This is a genomic window from Clostridium vitabionis (genome assembly GCF_015351765.1).
Taxonomy (GTDB): Bacteria; Bacillota; Clostridia; order Lachnospirales; family Lachnospiraceae; genus Clostridium_R; species Clostridium_R vitabionis.
In genome coordinates this window covers 98,557-116,097 of the sequence record NZ_JADKQA010000005.1, presented here as the reverse complement: position 1 = coordinate 116,097, position 17,541 = coordinate 98,557, and the positions used below count along the sequence as shown (strand labels likewise).

The window sequence follows — 17,541 nt, the reverse complement described above, 5'->3', positions numbered from 1 at the left end:
CTGGATTAATACTTTTGATCCGGATGATCCCTAAGCCATTGGTGAGTGAATTTTTTAAAAGCAAGTGCGGCAGGAGAGAGAAATTCTGATTTTCGCCAGCCAATGTAACAGGATATCCAGTTGCTGGTTTGAATGTATACAGTAGCTTTAGGGATCATAGCTGAAGAAAGCGTGTTTTTTAAATCGGCAATAACCATCAGATTGGAGGAACCAACCGCCAGACCAGCAGCCATAATTTCCTTTTTTATGGCAGAACTGTTGGTGCGGTAACGGATATTAGGCACCATGCCCATGTGTCGGTAGTCATCAAAAATTTCCTCCACCTTGCTATCACCCCAGAGTAAAGATACCTGTGGTTCGGAGATGAGATCTTTTAGTGTGAGCTCGTTTTTGCTTTTAAGTGGCGTGGACGCCGGAAGAACATAGACACCTTGAGTGGTTCCTATTAGTTCGCCTTCTCCCATGTTTAACGTATTGGATTGGGCATAATAGAGTAAAGCGTCAAATTGTTCTGGTTGAATTTGTTTCATGTTGACAATATCGAAGATGGAAAAGGTAATATCTGGATTTTGCGACGTGAAGGCTTCCAGACAGGGGATCAAAGGCCTGATTGGCATATAAGTAGTGTCTGCTCAATAGCGTAGAATGCAATATTTACTGACAATAACGGCGGATTGCGGTATAATAAGTGCAAAGATTTTTGCAATTTCTCCTAATTTCTTTGCACTTATTGATATATCCGAGGCAGTCCGCCATGTACAAAAAACCGTCCGAGCACCAGATTTCGATTTTTGATTTCAACCAGAGCTGTGGAACACCGCTGGATGAAAACAATGAATGGGTCCGGCTTGCAAATGCCATCGACTGGACAAGCCTGGAAAAAGTGTACGCTTCTCTCTTTCCCTCACACGAAGGACGGCAGGCCTTTCCTCTGCGTGTTGCTCTCGGTGCTCTGATCATTCAGAAACGTGAGGGGCTTTCTGACCGCAGGCTGGTTAAGGAAGTCGCCCAAAACCCGTATTACCAGTACTTCATTGGTATGGACCGGTTTTCGGACACCTGCCCGTTCAAGCCGACAGTTCTCGTGTATTTTCGCCGCAGGCTGGATTCCCGTTTTCTGATGATGGCGAATGAAGAATACCTTGCTGCAGGCGCTGCCACGCCGGAACATGCCGGCGATAAACCGGAAAAATCCGCCGACGGGGAGAACGTGGGGACTTTCATTCTGGATGCCACCTGTTCTCCGTCCAACATCAAGTATCCTCAGGACTTTGTGCTTCTCAATGATGCCAGGGAGAAGCTCGAAGAGATGATTGACTATTTCCATCACCAGTATCATCCATGGACGAAGCCCAGAACATACCGGAGGCGCGCAAGAAAAGAATATCTTGCCATGGCGAAAGCCAAAAAACGCCCGACGAAGAAGCTCCGGAGCCTGATCCGTAAGCAGCTTGGCTGCCTGAATCGCGATCTGCGGTATCTGGAGGCATACATGACAGAAGGCTATGCCCTGCCACAGAAGTATATTGACTGCTATCTGACCGTCCAGAAGCTGTACGAACAGCAGAAGTACATGTTTGATAACAACACTCACAGAGTGGATGACCGGATTGTGAGCATCAGCCAGCCGTATATCCGTCCCATCGTGCGCGGCAAAGCCAAGTCTCCCGTGGAGTTTGGCGCCAAGTATGATGTCAGCATTGACGAAAAGGGCCACGCCCGCCTGGAGAAGCTCCAGTTTGATCCTTACAATGAGAGCTCTGTCCTGCAGGATGCGGTAGAACGTTATAAGGAACGCACCGGGCATTATCCGGTACGGGTTCTTGTTGACCAGATCTACAGGACAAGGGCGAACCGTGCTTACTGTAAAGAGCACGGCATCCGCATCTCCGGCCCGAGACTGGGGCGTCCCGCAGCCGATCATAAGGCTAACCGGGAGGAGTATAAAGACAACACTGACCGGATCGAGGTAGAGCGCTTCTTCAGCAGGGAGAAGCGTTGTAACGGCGCTGGTCTCATTATGACCAGACTGGCTGAAACAACACTGGCATCTATCGCATTATCAGTCTATGTCACCAACCTCTTCGCAATTCCTACAGGGAATCTTTTTGTGCTTTATTTTGCGGACTGCGGATACGGGCCGGAAACAGCGCAGTTCATCGAAATGGACGATGCAACGTGAGCAATTCGCCAGAATTCCGGGCTGCACTGTACGGTTGGCAGCCGTCCAGATACCTTTGCAGTTTGCTAAAATTGGACCCAATGTTGAGCAGACACTAAGTACCAATCAAAATGTTCCCTTGAAGAATGGTTCCATTTGCTTCTTCACATGCATTTGTGATCGCCTGCAATGCATTGGCAATACGGAGATAGAAGGTTCTACCAGATTCTGTGAGACGGAGCTTTCGCCCGTCCTTTTGAAAAATTGAGATCCCAACTTCTTGTTGAAGCCGATGAAGCGATTGACTGAGGGAAGGCTGAGAAATATGGAGTTTCTCAGCAGCTTTTGTGACACTTTGTTGTTGTACTACTTCTATAAAATATTGAAGCTGAAGCAATTCCATAAAAGTATCCTTTCTTTCAAATTCGAGTATGACGAATTTCCATATAAAACCATAACACAAAAATTATGAATCAACAAAGGCTAAATGTATTGGAAATTATCCATTGTTTTTCTTATGATGATATGTGAAAAGTGAACAAAATATAAAAATAAAATGCCATAAAAATATGCATTAAAACCATAATAATTCAAAAATGGAGGGAGAATCAGAACAAATGCGAGTGAAAAATACCAATCTACATCCATATCCCGGATATGAGGCTCATGTGGCAATGAACTTGGAGACTGATGCCGGAGGAAATGTTTCTATGCGTGAATTGCAAGAGACAATTAAATCTTACCGGCTGGGTGCTGGAACGACGATGCATGATGAGATGATTCCTGGTACGGAACCGGGCTCTCAGTTAAAAATTAGAATCATCAGGCCTGCAGGTCTTCCTGAGAAAGCTCCCATGATTATGGATATTCACGGCGGTGGATATGTAAGCGGTAATTTGGACATTGATAATTATCGCAATATCAGTTTGGCGGAGATGACGCCTGCCATTGTAGTTTCTGTAGAATATCGGCTGGCCACAAGAGAAACACCGTTTCCGGCTCAATTGATGGATTGCAGGACAGCTTATTTGTGGCTCCACGATCATGCGTCTGAAATTGGAGGGGATCCGGAGAAAATCGGAATACATGGGACAAGTGCTGGCGGAAGCCTTAGTGCGGGACTCTCTCTTTATTTACGGGATCAAGGGGAGCCACTTCCGGCGCTGACGGTTTTGATGTGCCCGGGATTAACTTTGGATCAGACAGAATCAAAATTGATGTTTGGGAAGCTTGGGATGCCGGCAGAAAGCTATTATGATGAAATAGAGAGTATTTATACTGCACCAGATGGAAATCCGGTCAGCTATTATGCAATGCCTGCTTATTGCAGGGATTTAAAGGACTTGAATCCGCATATGATAGTGGTCGCAGAATATGATCCGCTTCGTGATGAAGGTTTGCAGTATGCTAGTCGGCTTCTTTCCGCTGGGGTACCAACGGAAATTCTCTGTGCACCACGAGTAACACATGGATTCTGCGTGGTTGATCAGCCATTGACGAGATGGGTACATCGGGGAGTAGCAGCTTCATTTCGACGTGAATTCGGCATGAGAATTAAAGAATTCTAAAAAGTACGGGATATTTAAGGAGAAGAGAATGTGAAGATACTCAAGTGGCTGGATTTGCATTTGGAAGAAGCGATCTTGTGTATTTTGTTGGCGCTTCTTGCTTGCGTTATGATGATCCAGGTTTTGATGCGTTATTTCCTGAATTCTCCGCTCACATGGGCGGAAGAATTCTGCAGATACTGCTTTGTTTACTCAGTAATGTTGGCAACCGGATATTGTATTCGAACAAATCGAATGCTAAAGGTAGACGCGGTGATTGTGCTGTTCTCTAAGAAGGTGCAGTACGTAATGGATATTATATCAAAAGTAATGGCAACTATTTTTTGCGCCATTTTAATTTTGCCTTCCTGGCATGTCATGATGGGAACAAAGATAGGCGCACTATGGCAGACAAGCCCTGCCATGCATCTTCCAATGGTTATTCTCTATAGTTGTGCGCCTGCTGGATTTATTCTCGGCACGTTCCGTGGGATTCAAAGCATTATACTGACAATTCAGCATCATAACAAAGAAGCAGGTAATTCACAGAGAAGGGAGGGAAAGCAAGCATGACAGCGACTGTATTTATTGTATTTTTTGTTTGTATTGTTGCAGCTATCCCTCTCTCCATGTGCATCGGCTACGCCACAATTGTTCCGGCATTAATAAATCCAACGTTTTCCGGAAATTTGGAATTTGTTGTCAGAGCAATGCTGAAGGGAGTTGATACAACCTCGATTCTTGCCATTCCGCTTTTTATGCTGTCTGGTTCGATTATGGCTACGGGAGGTCTTTCAAAAAGACTATTCGATGTCTTTGCTGTGTTTATCGGGAAGATCCGCGGCGGTATGCCGTGCGCGGTTATTGTCACCTGTTTGTTTTATGGTGCTATTTCGGGATCAGGTCCGGCAACCTGTGCGGCGGTTGGTGCGATGTGCATCCCAATTTTGACAGGACTTGGTTATGACCCGATATGGTCCGCTGCTATGGTGGCTACAGCTGGAGGCCTTGGAGTAATAATTCCTCCATCGATCCCATATATTTCGTATGGGTTGGTAACTGATACTTCTGTCGGCGCGATGTTTACCGCTGGTATTTTTCCGGGCATTTTGATTGCCATTGCATTAATGATTTGTGCGGTGTTCACCTGTCTCCGCAAGGGAGAAGATCGAGAAAAAATTGAGGCAAATTATCAGAAGCTCCGTAATCGCGGTGTTTTAGGGGTTATTAAGGACGGCTTCTGGGCTCTTCTCACTCCGATTATCATTCTCGGTGGAATTTACTCCGGAATTGTTACTCCAACCGAGGCAGCATGTGTATCCGTATTTTACGCTATTATTGTTTGTCTGTTTATCTATAAGACAGTCAAACCTAAAGATCTGATCGTTTTTCTTCAGGAAGCTGTACAGTCTTATGCACCGCTTGGTATGATGCTTGCTTTGGCGCAGGCTCTTACAAAAGTGCTGGTTCTTCTCCAGGCACCTCAAACACTTGCGGTTGCGATGTCCGCTGCGTTTGGAAACAAGATTATTTTCCTTTTGGTTCTGAATGTCGTTCTGTTCCTGCTTGGTATGGTACTGGATGTAGGCCCGGCAATCATGATCCTTGCACCGATGCTGCTTCCTTTTGCACAGTCTCTTGGTATCAGCCCGGTGCATCTGGGAATTGTTATGACCTGCAACCTCGCAGTTGGAATGGTTACCCCGCCGTTTGGGATGAACCTATTTGTAGCTGCTCCAATGATTCATGCCAAACCGATGGATGTTGGTCGGAAAGCATTTCCATTTATTGCTTTTTACGTGGTAGCGCTGATGTTAATTACATACATTCCTCAGATCTCACTTGTATTTGTAAGCGGATAAAAAACAAGCTTACTAGTATAATTTGCGAACGAACAGATAATACAAATTTTTGAACAGTATAAGGAGGATTTATGAAAAAAACAGTATCATTGATGATGGCGGCAGTTATGACAGCATCGCTTGCTGCTTGCGGCGGTTCATCTTCATCCTCTACAACAACTTCTGGAGCAGCGACCACAGAGACAACGGCGGCATCTGCAACTACGGCAGCGGATACTGCAACGAAAACGACCGATACCGACAACAAATCCGCTGAGGGTGAACCAGAGGAAAGACAGTTCGTGCAGGATTCCTACAAGGTTGCTTCAGATCTAAATCTGACGATCGCATCAAGTGCATCTTCTACAAATGCCGGATATCAGATGCAGGTTGATGCCGCGAAGGCGGTAAATGAGGCGAGTGGGGGCAAGATCAATATTCAGACCGTCTGGGATGGAACTCTCGGATCGGATTCAGAGCTGATTGAAAACTGCATTGCGGGATCAATCCCGATGATTTCTCTTGCTTCTTCTCCGCTGTTGAATTATGTTCCGCAGGTCGCAGTTTTCGATATGCCAGCTGTGTACACCAGCCGTCAGGAGGCATTTGAAGGTATTTCCCAGTTTGAGGATGCTATGGGATCAATTATGGAGCAGTCAGGGTTAAAGCTGCTTGGACTCGGATTCTCGCAGTTTCGTGGTTTGTCGTCGAACAGAGAGTTGAAAACTCCGGATGACTTCAAGGGATTAAAGATTCGGACGATGGAGAATTCCTATCACATGGCATTTTGGCAGAATATGGGCGCAGCACCAACCCCGTTGGCTTTCAGTGAGTTGTATCTGTCTCTTCAGCAGGGATTGGTAGAAGCGCAAGATAATCCGTTAGCAACGCTGGAATCTTCCAAGTTTGCAGAGGTTCAGAAATACTTCATGCCGGTTACTGTATTTCCTCTTGTTAATATGCGCCTGATGAATCTGGATCAGTTCAATGCTTTGGAGCCGGAAGCCCAGCAGGCACTGATTGATTTTGCCCATCAGGACAACTATGATGAGTATCGGATTCAGTTCAGTGATGATGAAAAAGTGACCACTGAAATGCAAGGCAAAGTCACATTCCTTGAACAGACACCGGAGATCTATGATGCTATGCAAGAGGCAGCAAAGCCGGTATGGGATCAGGTTCGTAGCGCCATTGGAGATGATCTTGCTGATGCCTATCTGAAAGCAGCAGGGCAGATGTAAGGGGCATAGATGGAAAATACATGTTAGATTGCTTGAAGCATAGAAGTTAACCTAACCATATCAAAAAGCCGTCGCGGGGCTGTGCGGCGGCTTTTACAATGCTACCCAACAAATTATGCATGTGCAGCTGAAGAGGCTCTGCCATATTCAACAAAGAAATATGAGTATTGAGGGCAGGGCAGTAGCGTATATCGGTTATGAAACAGGAGGTTTCAATGAGGACAGACCATCTGGCGGGAAGAATTATTCAGTATATTATTGGACTGTTTTTTATGGCATTCGCGGTTCCATTTTCCATCAACTCTAATCTGGGCATATCTCCTGTCAATAGTCTTCCTTATGTCATTTCTCTTATTACATCAATTCGGCTGGGTATTTGCGTTACCACGATGTTTTGCTTGTTTATTCTGATTCAGTTTCTGATTTTGCGGAAGGATTTTCAATTGATCAGTCTGACGCAGATTCTGTTTTCAACAATATTCGGTTATTTTGTGGATTTTACGAAATGGCTTTTGGGAGATTTTATGATTCCCGGTGGTTATTTAGGAAGAATTTTAATGCTGGTGATCGGTATTTTTATGATTGCGGGTGGAATGAATTTCTATCTAAAAGCGGATCTGGTTCCGCTTCCAACAGAAGGAATGATAGGCGCGATTTCACAGAAAACAGGATGTGCATTTCACCGGGTAAAACTGATTAATGATGTCACAATCGTATCATTGAGTATGCTATTTTCGTTTTTGTTTTTACATCATATCGCCGGTGTCAGGGAAGGGACGGTGGCAACGGCATGTGCTGTTGGTGGGCTGATGCCATTCGTTGGGCATCTTGTACAACCCTTGATCCGGTTTCTGAGTAAAAGTGAATCAGCCTAAATGATTGAAGAAATCATAGAATGTCCAACCTTTAACTCTGAGGTATAGGATAGAACTGTTCGAAAAAGCGACCGCAAGCGTTTTGGGCGAATATTTTTGAAAAGCGCTGAATAGATGTGAATTTGGATAAAGACAAGTAACGGAGCACCGCAGGGTGCTCCGTCTATTTCGTTAAGAGAAGTGGGATATGCTTTGGAAGATAGAAGTGAAGAATGCTCGCAAGCTCGACAATACCGTCATAATTGCGCAAAACTGTCCCGCCCGCAAATCCGGAGTTTACCGGAAGACCGCCTGGACGAGAAGCATGTAGACCGCAGTCCCGCCGGCCATCGGCAGGATCATGTTCCTCTTCCAGAGGTACAGGGCGATGACCGTGGCGGACGCGAGAATTTCCGGCACGCCGTGGTTTCCGGAGACGAAGGAGACGTTCCGGAGGCAGTAGACGACCAGGAGGCCGAACACCGCGGGGCCGAGGACTTTGCCGAGGTAGAGGATGAATTTCGGCACTTTCCGGCCCTCCGGGAACAGCAGGTAGGGCAGGAAACGGGTGGATACCGTCGCGAGGACGACAACGCCCACGGTGACGGCCATCTGAGGGATGGTCATGGAAGTCTGCATTACTCCGCCTCCTTTTTCCTGTCAAGATGGCGCTCCAGCGGGCGGCGGACTGCCGCCAGGGAGGCCAGGATGATGATCATGGCCGGGATGATGAAGTTATCCGGCCCGAAGAGGATGAGGGCGAGGACGGAACCACAGATGCCGATCAGCTGGGCGGCATGATCCGGGAAGAAATTCCGGAGCGTGGTGGCGTCCTTCGTCCACTGGCCGATGAAAATGACGATGAACATCGCGGTCATGACGAAGCTCAGGCCGTCCGTGTTAAAACGGATGAGGCCGCCGCCGATGCCGCCGATCATTGCCCCGGTGACCCAGTAGCCCTGGTCGAGCAGGGAAACCCAGAAATAGTACTAGGACCGGTCGATATTCTCCGGGATGTCCGCCGCATAGTTCAGGGCGAAGGTCTCATCGCTCGTCGTATAAATTAAGTAGAATTTCTTCCATCCGGTACCGCGGTATTTTTCCAGCATCGAGAGCCCGTAGAAGAGGTGGCGCGCGCCGATCATCAGGGCCGTGGCTGCCGCGGAGAGCGGGTGGAAGGAGGAGAGGAGAATTTCCACCATCAGGAATTCCATCGAGCCGGTATAGATGACCAGCGCGGTCAGCATCGGGAGCCACCAGGGAAATCCGCTGGTGCGCATCAGGATGCCGTAGGTGGCGCCGAGGAAGATGTAGCCGGCAGCGACCGGGATCGTGGAGGGAAAGCAGGCGCGGAGCGCGGTTCCGGGGCGGGAGAGCTGCTTCCTGCCGCCGGAAGCGACTTCATTTTTATCATGCGGAGCCATATCGGAAAACCTTTCTATATCACGCGGGGTCATATCGCAATACCTTTCTATAGCATACGGAAATACCGCATCATTATACCGCAGAATCCGGCGCGCGCAAAGGACAGTCTTTACCTTTCTGTGGAATCGATGGTATAATACCGCTTGTTTTGGGATTGAGAGGTAAATATGGACTATATTTCAGTATTTGACAGGATTCTGCAGAAAAAGCTGGAGAGGGATCCGGCGGAAGCCCGGCGTTTTCTCGCGTTCGGGTACCGCGCGTACCGGAGGCTCGGGAGGATATTTCCGGACCGCCGGCTCCCGGAATCGAAGCGGTTCGCGGCGGATGTGGTCATGCGGCTCATGATCAAGGTTCTCACGAAGCCGGAGGAGACCTGCATGGCGAGCCTCTTTGTCCCCGGCGAGCCGCTCGCCGCGGCGGGGATCCTGCCGTACTCGGTGGAGGCATTTTCCAGCTACCTTGCGGGGACGCATATTGAGAAATTGTTTCTTGACCGGACCAGCGAGGATGGGGTGCCGGAGACGATGTGCTCCTTCCACCGGATTTTCGACGGGGCGGCAGCCAGCGGACTCATGCCGAAACCGCCGTTCATGGTGTACACGAATCTCGCCTGCGACGGCAACATGATGACGTTTCCCTATTTAAAGGAATTGTACAAGGTTCCCGCCTTCTATATTGATGTGCCCTGGGACCGGAATGAGGACGCGGTCGCCTATGTCGCGGACCAGCTTCACCGCATGGTGGAATTTGTCAGTGACAGTGCCCACCGGAAAATCACGGAGGAGGCGCTCCAGGCGGCGGTGTCGCGCGAGGCGCAGGCGGCGGCGGATTACCGGGAGCACCTGCGCTACCAGCGGGAGCGCTGCCTCCCCGGGACAATGACCAGCGATATGTACGGAGTTTTCCTGTCCCGGATCCTCGCGGGAACCCGCGACACGGCTTCCTACACGGCAGGGCTTCTCCAGGATATCAGCAGGGAGCCGGCGACGGACGCCCTCCGGGTGGCCTGGATCCACCTGATGCCGTTCATGCAGCCGTCGCTCCGGAAGCTGTTCAGCTTCTCTGACCGCATCTATCTGACCGCGAACGATATTGTCTACGATGCGTTCCGCCCGTTCCGCTCGAAGGATCCCTATGAGGCGATGGCGGCAAGGATGGTCTACTCGGCGTTCAACGGGAAGACGGAGGCCCGCATTGACTGCGCCGAGCAGATGGTCCGGGACACCAACGCCGAGGGCGTGATCCTGTTCGCCCACTGGGGCTGCCGGACGACGATCGGGGCGAGCGGCCTGATCCGTGACGCGCTGGAGGCGCGGGGGATACCGACCCTGATTCTCGAGGCGGACGGCTGCAACCCGGCGAACAGCCCGGACGGCCAGCTGATGACGCGGGTTGAGGCATTTATGGAGATGCTTGAGGAGAAGCGGCGCCAGGGAGGGAAAATGCGATGATTCACTATATCTGCAAATGGACGCCGGTCGAGCTTTTTGCCGGTTTCGGCGAGGAGACCGCGCCCTTTCATGAGATGGCGGAGGATTTTGACCTGGCGGACAAGGTGGCGCCGGTCAATCTCTGCGGCTTCGGGCGCGCGCTGACGGAGGCTGTCCTCCGCGGCCATGTGCGCAGCCTGATCCTTGTCAACTGCTGCGACACGATGCGCCGGACCTACGATATCCTGGCGGCCAGGGCGGATCTGGACTTTCTTTACATCCTCGATCTGCCTCATGAGGACACCGAGTGCGAGATTGACGCTTTCGCGGCGTCCATTCTCCGCCTGAAACGGGCGTATGAGAAATTTTCCGGGAAAACCTTCGACCGCGAGCGCTTCCTTCGCGCATTTTCCCGGAAGAAAGAGGAAAATACGCCCTACGTCGGGATTCTCGGCGTCAAGGTGAGCCCCGCGCTCGAGAAGGTCATCGCCGACGCGCTGTCGGTGCGGGTGGAGAACGAGACCTGCCTCGGGAACCGGAGCCTCGACTTTGACCTCCCGGCGATGCGGGCGGCCGGGACGGATGAGGAGCTGTTCCGCCTGTACGCGGAGGCGATTCTCCGGCAGATGCCCTGCTGCCGCATGACGACGTCCCACAAGCGGGAGAAAATGTTCCTGGATGAGAGGCTCCAGGGGATTATTTACCATACCATCAAATTCTGCGATTTTTACGGCTTCGAGTATGCCCGGATGGCCCGGGAGGCGAAGGTGCCGCTCCTCAAGATTGAGACGGACTACACGGCGCAGAGCATGGGACAGCTGAAAACCAGGATCGAGGCGTTCGCCGAGACGATCGGCGCCCGCAGCGGCGCGGCGGAGAATCAGCTGACAGAAAGGCAGAGAGAAATGATCCGGGAAGGAAAATATTATACGGCGGGCATTGACAGCGGTTCCACCAGCACAGACGTGGTGATCCTCGACCAGGACAGGAAGATGGTGAGCTCCATCATCATCCCGACGGGCGGCGGCGCGTCCATGAGCGCGGAGACGAGCCTCGCGAAGGCCCTGGAGAAGGCGGGGCTGTCCAGGGAGCAGATCGTCCGCATCGTCACGACAGGCTACGGGCGCGCCTACATCGACGAGGGCGACGCGAGCATCACGGAGATCACCTGCCACGCGAAGGGGGCGCACTTCCTGAACCCGCTCGTCCGCACGATCATCGATATCGGCGGGCAGGACAGCAAGGCGATCCGGGTGGATGAGGCCGGCGCTGTCCAGAACTTCCTCATGAATGACAAGTGCGCGGCGGGTACCGGCCGCTTCCTCGAGACGATGGCGAAGACGCTCGGCATCTCCCTGACGGAAATGTCCACGCTCGGCCTTGACTGGAAGGAGAATGTGACGATCTCCAGCATGTGCACCGTGTTCGCGGAGAGCGAGGTGGTGTCCCTGGTCGCGCAGAATAAGGCGCTTCCGGACATTATCCACGGCCTCAACGTGTCGGTGGCCTCCAAGGTGGGCGGCCTTGCCTCGCGCCTCGGGGAGATGGAGGAGTACATGATGACCGGCGGCGTCGCCAGGAACCAGGGGATTGTGAAGGCACTCGAGGAGAAGATCGGGCATCCGATCTACATCTGCGAGGAGGCGCAGATCTGCGGCGCCCTCGGGGCGGCACTCTTCGCCCTGGAGAAGGTTGAGGCCGAGGCTCCCGCCTGAGATTTTTCGTCACAGGAACATAGCCATATACAGCGGGATACTTCTCTTTTTGCCGGTCATACCGGCATTACCGGAGATCAGTTTATAACCGTATGGAATCGTTTCCGACTGGAGGATCCGATCCAGCGAGCGTGACCGGTTGTTTCCTGCCTTGACTTCGATTGGGATTACCCCGTCCGGGGAATCCATCAGGAATTCCAATTCCAGCTTTGTGGTATCATTCTTGTAAAAATAGAGTTTGTGACGGTTTTGGGCAAGCATACAAGCAATCAGTGCCTCATAGATGCCGCCTTTTGCCTGCCCGATCTCGGATCCTCCGGTTAAGAGTTTCTGCTTGATAGAAAAATCATACATGGACAGAAACAGGCCGATGTCTCGCGGATAGAGGCGGAAATTATCGGAATCGGAAAAATCCTTCAGAGGGGCTTCTATTTTGGTTACGGCCGGACAGATGGTGACCAGGTCCGCATTTTCCAGCCAGTCAATGCTTGATCCGAATTTTCGTTTCGTGCCTCGCGGTTCGACAATGGAATACTGAAACTTATGATTTTCCTTGTCCAACTGTTCCGGTAGAGAAAAGTAGCATTTTTCTGCTTTGATTTTTTCAGACGGCGGCGCATAGTGGGCGATGTCATAGCGGTAGTCCTGCAGGATCTCCCGCTGGCGGACGTCGGTTTCCGAAAAGCTGTTTGTATCCGTGTAAAGCTGTACCACTTCCGGCATGCCGCCGATGGCGATGTAGAGCTTCAGATATTTCATCATCTGCTGATGAATGGCATCCGGCACTGGGTTTCCCTGATGGAAACAATCCCGCAGTATATCAATCAGTTGGGAATTCACACCGATTGCCTGGAGAAATTCCGAAAAGCTCAGGGAACTCATGTCGAGATAGCGGACAGACCCAACCGGATAGGAGGAGGGACGCTTATAATCAATGCCGAGCATGGATCCGCTGGCAATTACGCGGAAGCGGCCGTCTTCCGCCCAGAATTTTAGTGAGGTGATGGCTTCCGGGCATTCCTGGATCTCATCCAGAAAGAGGAGAGTTTTCCCCGGGATAAATGCTCTATTTGGCAGATAGAGGGAAAAGTTCAGCAAAAGGGTATCGACATCCAGATTGCCGGAAAAGATTTTCTTCAAATCCGGGGATTTCAGAAAATTGATTTCGATGAACGATGGAAATTTCCCACAGTTGCCCAGGTTGCGGACAGACCACGTCTTACCGACCTGCCGCGCGCCGCGCACGACAAGGCATTTCTTTTCTTTGGAGTCGGCAAAGCGGAGAAGTTCGGCATCGACAGTTCGTTGCAGCATCGATCTTCCTCCTTCTGAGAGATAATGTATTTGATCCTTAAGGGAAGTATAGCAGAAAATACGCAAGCACGCATCTTTTTACCGGTCAAAAATATGCAAGTATGCATCTTTTTGCCGGTCAAAAATATGCAAGTATGCATCTTTTTGCCGGTCAAAAATATGCATATATGCATATTCTGTTGCTTCTGTATCCGGGCGGACCGCGAGCCGGCAGGGAAGAAGGCGGCGTCGGGGAGGAGATGGTGATTTCCTGGGAAAAAGCCGGGGAGAGCCCGCAAAACTGTTGTTTGCAAACGGTTTTGCGGGCTCTCCCCGGCATGCGCTGACAAGGGCTAAAGAATAGGAGAAAAAAATAAGGCCCATCAATCATTTCTCTTCTGATTGATGGGCCATTTAGTTGTACGGTTCCTCCATAACAACTTACCTCCTATTCAGTTTTTCGTCTTGGAACTTTTCTGAACTTTGAAGGCTTTCATTCCGGTGAAGCACTCGCCGCCTTCTTTACTCCCTTCAACTTTCTTCGTCTTCCTTAACTGTCTTTATTGTACAGGAAAAAGTGCAGTCTGTCAATAGCGATAAAGAAAAAAGGTAAATAAAAAATAATACATTATTGAGCAATAAATACATATAATTCAGACAATATTGCTGCGCGAGGGGGTCCGCCTCCCCGGAACAAATCCCCTGAAAACTTGATTCCAATCAAGGAAATACCCCCCTCCCGTCCCTTATGATGCAGGTGTAACGGGAAAGCCTTTTGGGAAAGGAGGACGGAATGGCCGATACAGCGGGAATGGGCAGAGTTCACTCAATCGAGACGTTCGGTTCCGTCGACGGTCCCGGCGTGAGGTTTGTGATTTTCCTCATGGGCTGTCATCTGCGGTGCCGGTACTGCCACAATGTGGACACCTGGTCAGCGGACGGCGGCACAGCGATGACGGCGGATGAACTCCTGGACAAGGCGGAGCGCTACCGGAGCTACTGGGGAAAGGATGGCGGCATCACGGTCAGCGGTGGGGAACCTCTCCTGCAGATCGATTTTCTCACAGAGCTTTTTGAGAAGGCGAAAGCCCGGGGGATTGGCACCTGCATCGATACGGCGGGGGAACCATTTTCCGAAGATCCGGTTTTCCTTGAGAAATTTGACCGGCTGCTTGCCGTCACGGATCTCCTGCTTGTGGATATCAAGCACATCGATCCCGGTAGGCACCGGTGGCTGACCGGAAAGCCGAACGGGAATATCCTCGCGATGCTGAGATACCTTTCTGGCAGAGGAAAGCCGGTTTGGATCCGCCAGGTTCTCGTCCCGGGGATCACCGACGGGGAAGAAGACCTCAGGAAGACGGCGGAGTTTCTCCGCTCCCTGAAGAATGTCAGGAAGATTGAGGTTCTGCCGTACCACAACATGGCAGTCCCCAAATGGGAAAAAGCCGGAATCCCGTACACCCTTCGGGATGTCAGGGTGCCCACCGCGGAGGAAGCGGAGAAAGCACAGCGGATCCTGCGCGGGGAAGGCTGAGAAGATACCGCGATTTCCGTGCGGGGAACCGAGAAGGTGAAGCACGCCCGCACAGGGAAGGCTGAGACAGGATAACAGGTTTTATGGGAGAGCAGGCCGCACGGCCTGGAGACGGAGGAGAGAATATATGCAGACGCTTACCGGGAACAGGGAAAATGCCTGGAGAGGCTTCCAGGGCACAAAGTGGAGAGATGACGTCAACGTCCGCGAATTTATCCAGAAGAATTACACGCCGTACGACGGCGATGCTTCCTTCCTGGCCGGGCCGACCGAGGCGACGGATAAGCTCTGGGGAAAGCTCCAGGAGCTGCAGAAGGAGGAGCGCGCGAAGGGCGGCGTCCTCGAGTGCGAGACGGAGATCGTCTCCGGGCTCACGTCGTATGGGCCGGGATATATCGATGAATCGATGAAAGATCTCGAGAAGATCGTCGGCCTCCAGACCGACAAGCCGTTAAAGCGTGCCTTCATGCCCTACGGCGGCATCAAGATGGCGGAGGAAGCTGCCGCCAACTACGGCTATGCGGTCAATCCCAAGTTCCACAAGATTTTCACCGATTATCACAAGACCCACAACCAGGCGGTGTTTGACGCCTACACCCCGGAGATGCGCCGCGCCCGCCACAGCCACATCGTGACCGGCCTTCCGGATACCTACGGCCGCGGCCGCATCGTCGGCGATTACCGCCGGGTTGCCCTCTACGGCATTGATTTTCTGATTGAGAAGAAGCAGGAAGACCTGGAGAATTGCGGCTGCGGCGTGATGACCGACGATATCATCCGCCAGCGCGAGGAGATCGCGGAGCAGATCCGGGCGCTGCGCGGCATGAAGAAGATGGCGGAGATCTACGGCTATGACATTTCCGCCCCGGCGAAGAATGCCAGGGAGGCCGTGCAGTGGGTTTACTTCGGCTATCTTGCCGCGGTGAAGACGCAGAACGGCGCGGCGATGAGCGTCGGCAGGATTTCCACCTTCCTGGACATCTATATCGACCGCGACCTCAAGGAGGGCGCCATCACGGAGAGCGAGGCCCAGGAGCTGATCGACCACATGGTCATGAAGTTCCGCATGGTTAAATTTGCCCGGATCCCGTCCTACAATGAGCTGTTCTCCGGCGACCCGGTGTGGGCGACGCTGGAGGTTGCCGGCATCGGCATGGACGGCAGGTCGATGGTGACGAAGAACGACTTCCGCTTCCTGCACACGCTGGAAAATATGGGACCGTCTCCGGAGCCGAACCTGACGGTGCTCTATTCCTCGCAGCTCCCGGAGAGCTTCAAGAAGTACGCGGCGAAGATTTCCGTGGATACGTCCGCGATCCAGTATGAAAATGATGACGTGATGAAGCCGGTCTGGGGAGACGATTACAGCATCTGCTGCTGCGTCTCCGCGACGCAGACGGGGAAGGAGATGCAGTTCTTCGGTGCGCGCGCGAACCTGGCGAAGTGCCTGCTCTACGCGATCAACGGCGGGAAGGATGAGAAGTTCCGCGACAAGAGCGGCCGCCACATGCAGGTCGGCCCGGAGCTTGCGCCGATCACCGCTGATGTGCTCTCCTACGATGAGGTGATGCACAAGTACGACCTGATGCTGGACTGGCTGGCTTCCCTCTATGTGAATATCCTGAACCTGATCCAGTACATGCACGATAAGTATTACTATGAGGCGGCGGAAATGGCGCTCATCGACACGGATGTCCGCCGGACCTTCGCGACGGGAATTGCCGGCTTCTCCCATGTGGTGGATTCCCTCTCCGCGATCAAGTATGCCAAGGTAACCCCTATCCGCGATGAGGAAGGCGTTGCCGTGGACTTCCGGATCGAGGGCGACTTCCCGCGCTACGGCAATGACGATGCGCGTGCGGATGAGATCGCGGTCTGGCTGCTCAAGACCTTCCTCACGAAGGTGAAGAAGAACCACACCTACCGCAATTCCGAGGCGACGACATCGATCCTGACGATCACCTCCAATGTCGTTTACGGTAAGGCTACCGGCGCCCTTCCGGACGGCAGGGCAGCATACACGCCATTTTCGCCCGGAGCAAACCCGGCTTACGGTGCGGAGAAGAACGGCCTTCTCGCCTCCCTGAACTCGGTGGCGAAGCTTCCCTACGAGTACGCGCTGGACGGCATTTCCAACACGCAGACCATCAGCCCGTCGGCGCTCGGCCACACCGAGGAGGAGCGCACGGAGAACCTGGTTCACGTCATGGACGGCTATTTCGACCAGGGCGCGCATCATCTGAATGTCAATGTCTTCGGCGTTGACCGGTTGAAGGATGCCATGGCGCATCCGGAGAAGCCGGAGTACGCGAACTTCACGATCCGGGTTTCCGGTTACGCGGTGAAGTTCATTGACCTCACCCGTGAGCAGCAGCTCGACGTCATCGCGAGAAACGCGCACGAGAGAATGTGATTTTAGTAAAAGTATATCCCGGGGAAGCCCCCGCGAAGCCGCTGCCTTAAGGCGGTTTTGCGGGGGCTTCCCGTCATTTCA

Annotated in this window: 17 protein-coding genes; 11 read left to right on the top strand and 6 right to left on the bottom strand. The window is 52.0% G+C overall.

Annotated elements, in window-relative coordinates; translation table 11 throughout:
- Positions 1–5 precede the first annotated feature (5 nt).
- Positions 6–617 (bottom strand): substrate-binding domain-containing protein, encoded by a 612-nt coding sequence (locus ISF27_RS10425; protein WP_194611424.1) that lies wholly within the window; start codon positions 615–617, stop codon positions 6–8.
- A gap of 137 nt (positions 618–754) precedes the next feature.
- On the opposite strand from ISF27_RS10425, the gene ISF27_RS10420 reads away from it, so the two are divergent.
- Complete coding sequence (locus ISF27_RS10420; protein WP_194608004.1) at positions 755–2,182, top strand: IS5 family transposase; 1,428 nt, start codon at positions 755–757, stop codon at positions 2,180–2,182.
- A gap of 94 nt (positions 2,183–2,276) precedes the next feature.
- Here ISF27_RS10420 and ISF27_RS10415 read toward each other — a convergent pair whose 3' ends face one another.
- Positions 2,277–2,564, bottom strand: coding sequence for a LysR family transcriptional regulator (locus tag ISF27_RS10415; RefSeq protein ID WP_194611423.1), 288 nt, complete (start codon positions 2,562–2,564; stop codon positions 2,277–2,279).
- 193 nt (positions 2,565–2,757) lie between these two features.
- On the opposite strand from ISF27_RS10415, the gene ISF27_RS10410 reads away from it, so the two are divergent.
- From ISF27_RS10410 to ISF27_RS10390, 5 genes are all read left to right on the top strand, one after another.
- Positions 2,758–3,729: an alpha/beta hydrolase gene (locus ISF27_RS10410; protein WP_194611422.1), complete on the top strand. Its 972-nt coding sequence runs from the start codon at positions 2,758–2,760 to the stop codon at positions 3,727–3,729.
- 30 nt (positions 3,730–3,759) lie between these two features.
- Positions 3,760–4,281, top strand: a complete 522-nt coding sequence (locus tag ISF27_RS10405) for a TRAP transporter small permease (protein ID WP_194611421.1) — start codon at positions 3,760–3,762, stop codon at positions 4,279–4,281.
- Entirely contained in the window at positions 4,278–5,570 is a 1,293-nt protein-coding gene (locus tag ISF27_RS10400; protein ID WP_194611420.1) for a TRAP transporter large permease, read from the top strand. Before ISF27_RS10405 ends, ISF27_RS10400 begins: the two co-directional genes overlap by 4 nt.
- Before the next feature lie 71 nt (positions 5,571–5,641).
- On the top strand, positions 5,642–6,790 hold the full coding sequence (locus tag ISF27_RS10395; protein WP_194611419.1) for a TRAP transporter substrate-binding protein: 1,149 nt from the start codon (positions 5,642–5,644) through the stop codon (positions 6,788–6,790).
- A 215-nt stretch (positions 6,791–7,005) separates the two neighbouring features.
- Positions 7,006–7,665: a YczE/YyaS/YitT family protein gene (locus tag ISF27_RS10390; protein WP_194611418.1), complete on the top strand. Its 660-nt coding sequence runs from the start codon at positions 7,006–7,008 to the stop codon at positions 7,663–7,665.
- A gap of 276 nt (positions 7,666–7,941) precedes the next feature.
- Here ISF27_RS10390 and ISF27_RS10385 read toward each other — a convergent pair whose 3' ends face one another.
- Genes ISF27_RS10385 through ISF27_RS13545 form a run of 3 tightly spaced genes read right to left on the bottom strand, consistent with a single transcriptional unit; the run spans position 7,942 to position 9,068 of the window.
- The gene (locus tag ISF27_RS10385; RefSeq protein WP_235986289.1) at positions 7,942–8,283 is read right to left on the bottom strand and encodes a branched-chain amino acid transporter permease; all 342 of its coding nucleotides are present in this window, start codon (positions 8,281–8,283) and stop codon (positions 7,942–7,944) included.
- On the bottom strand, positions 8,283–8,582 hold the full coding sequence (locus ISF27_RS13550) for a hypothetical protein (RefSeq protein WP_328701604.1): 300 nt from the start codon (positions 8,580–8,582) through the stop codon (positions 8,283–8,285). The genes ISF27_RS10385 and ISF27_RS13550 overlap by 1 nt, the downstream gene beginning before the upstream one ends.
- 51 nt (positions 8,583–8,633) lie before the next feature.
- Positions 8,634–9,068, bottom strand: coding sequence for an AzlC family ABC transporter permease (locus tag ISF27_RS13545; RefSeq protein ID WP_328701603.1), 435 nt, complete (start codon positions 9,066–9,068; stop codon positions 8,634–8,636).
- 168 nt (positions 9,069–9,236) lie between these two features.
- Here ISF27_RS13545 and ISF27_RS10375 point away from each other — a divergent pair, with 168 nt between their 5' ends.
- Together ISF27_RS10375 and ISF27_RS10370 are read left to right on the top strand one after the other, a co-directional pair.
- Positions 9,237–10,523, top strand: a complete 1,287-nt coding sequence (locus ISF27_RS10375) for a 2-hydroxyacyl-CoA dehydratase subunit D (RefSeq protein WP_194611417.1) — start codon at positions 9,237–9,239, stop codon at positions 10,521–10,523.
- The gene (locus ISF27_RS10370) at positions 10,520–12,217 is read left to right on the top strand and encodes an acyl-CoA dehydratase activase (protein WP_194611416.1); all 1,698 of its coding nucleotides are present in this window, start codon (positions 10,520–10,522) and stop codon (positions 12,215–12,217) included. Before ISF27_RS10375 ends, ISF27_RS10370 begins: the two co-directional genes overlap by 4 nt.
- Before the next feature lie 9 nt (positions 12,218–12,226).
- Here ISF27_RS10370 and ISF27_RS10365 read toward each other — a convergent pair whose 3' ends face one another.
- Positions 12,227–13,531: an ATP-binding protein gene (locus ISF27_RS10365; protein WP_194611415.1), complete on the bottom strand. Its 1,305-nt coding sequence runs from the start codon at positions 13,529–13,531 to the stop codon at positions 12,227–12,229.
- 101 nt (positions 13,532–13,632) lie between these two features.
- Here ISF27_RS10365 and ISF27_RS10360 point away from each other — a divergent pair, with 101 nt between their 5' ends.
- The 3 genes from ISF27_RS10360 (at position 13,633) to pflB (ending at position 17,460) form a co-directional block, all read left to right on the top strand.
- Complete coding sequence (locus ISF27_RS10360) at positions 13,633–13,857, top strand: hypothetical protein (protein WP_194611414.1); 225 nt, start codon at positions 13,633–13,635, stop codon at positions 13,855–13,857.
- Between the two features lie 446 nt (positions 13,858–14,303).
- On the top strand, positions 14,304–15,047 hold the full coding sequence (pflA, locus tag ISF27_RS10355) for a pyruvate formate-lyase-activating protein (protein WP_194611413.1): 744 nt from the start codon (positions 14,304–14,306) through the stop codon (positions 15,045–15,047).
- A 127-nt stretch (positions 15,048–15,174) separates the two neighbouring features.
- Entirely contained in the window at positions 15,175–17,460 is a 2,286-nt protein-coding gene (gene pflB, locus ISF27_RS10350) for a formate C-acetyltransferase (RefSeq protein WP_194611412.1), read from the top strand.
- Positions 17,461–17,541 lie beyond the last annotated feature (81 nt).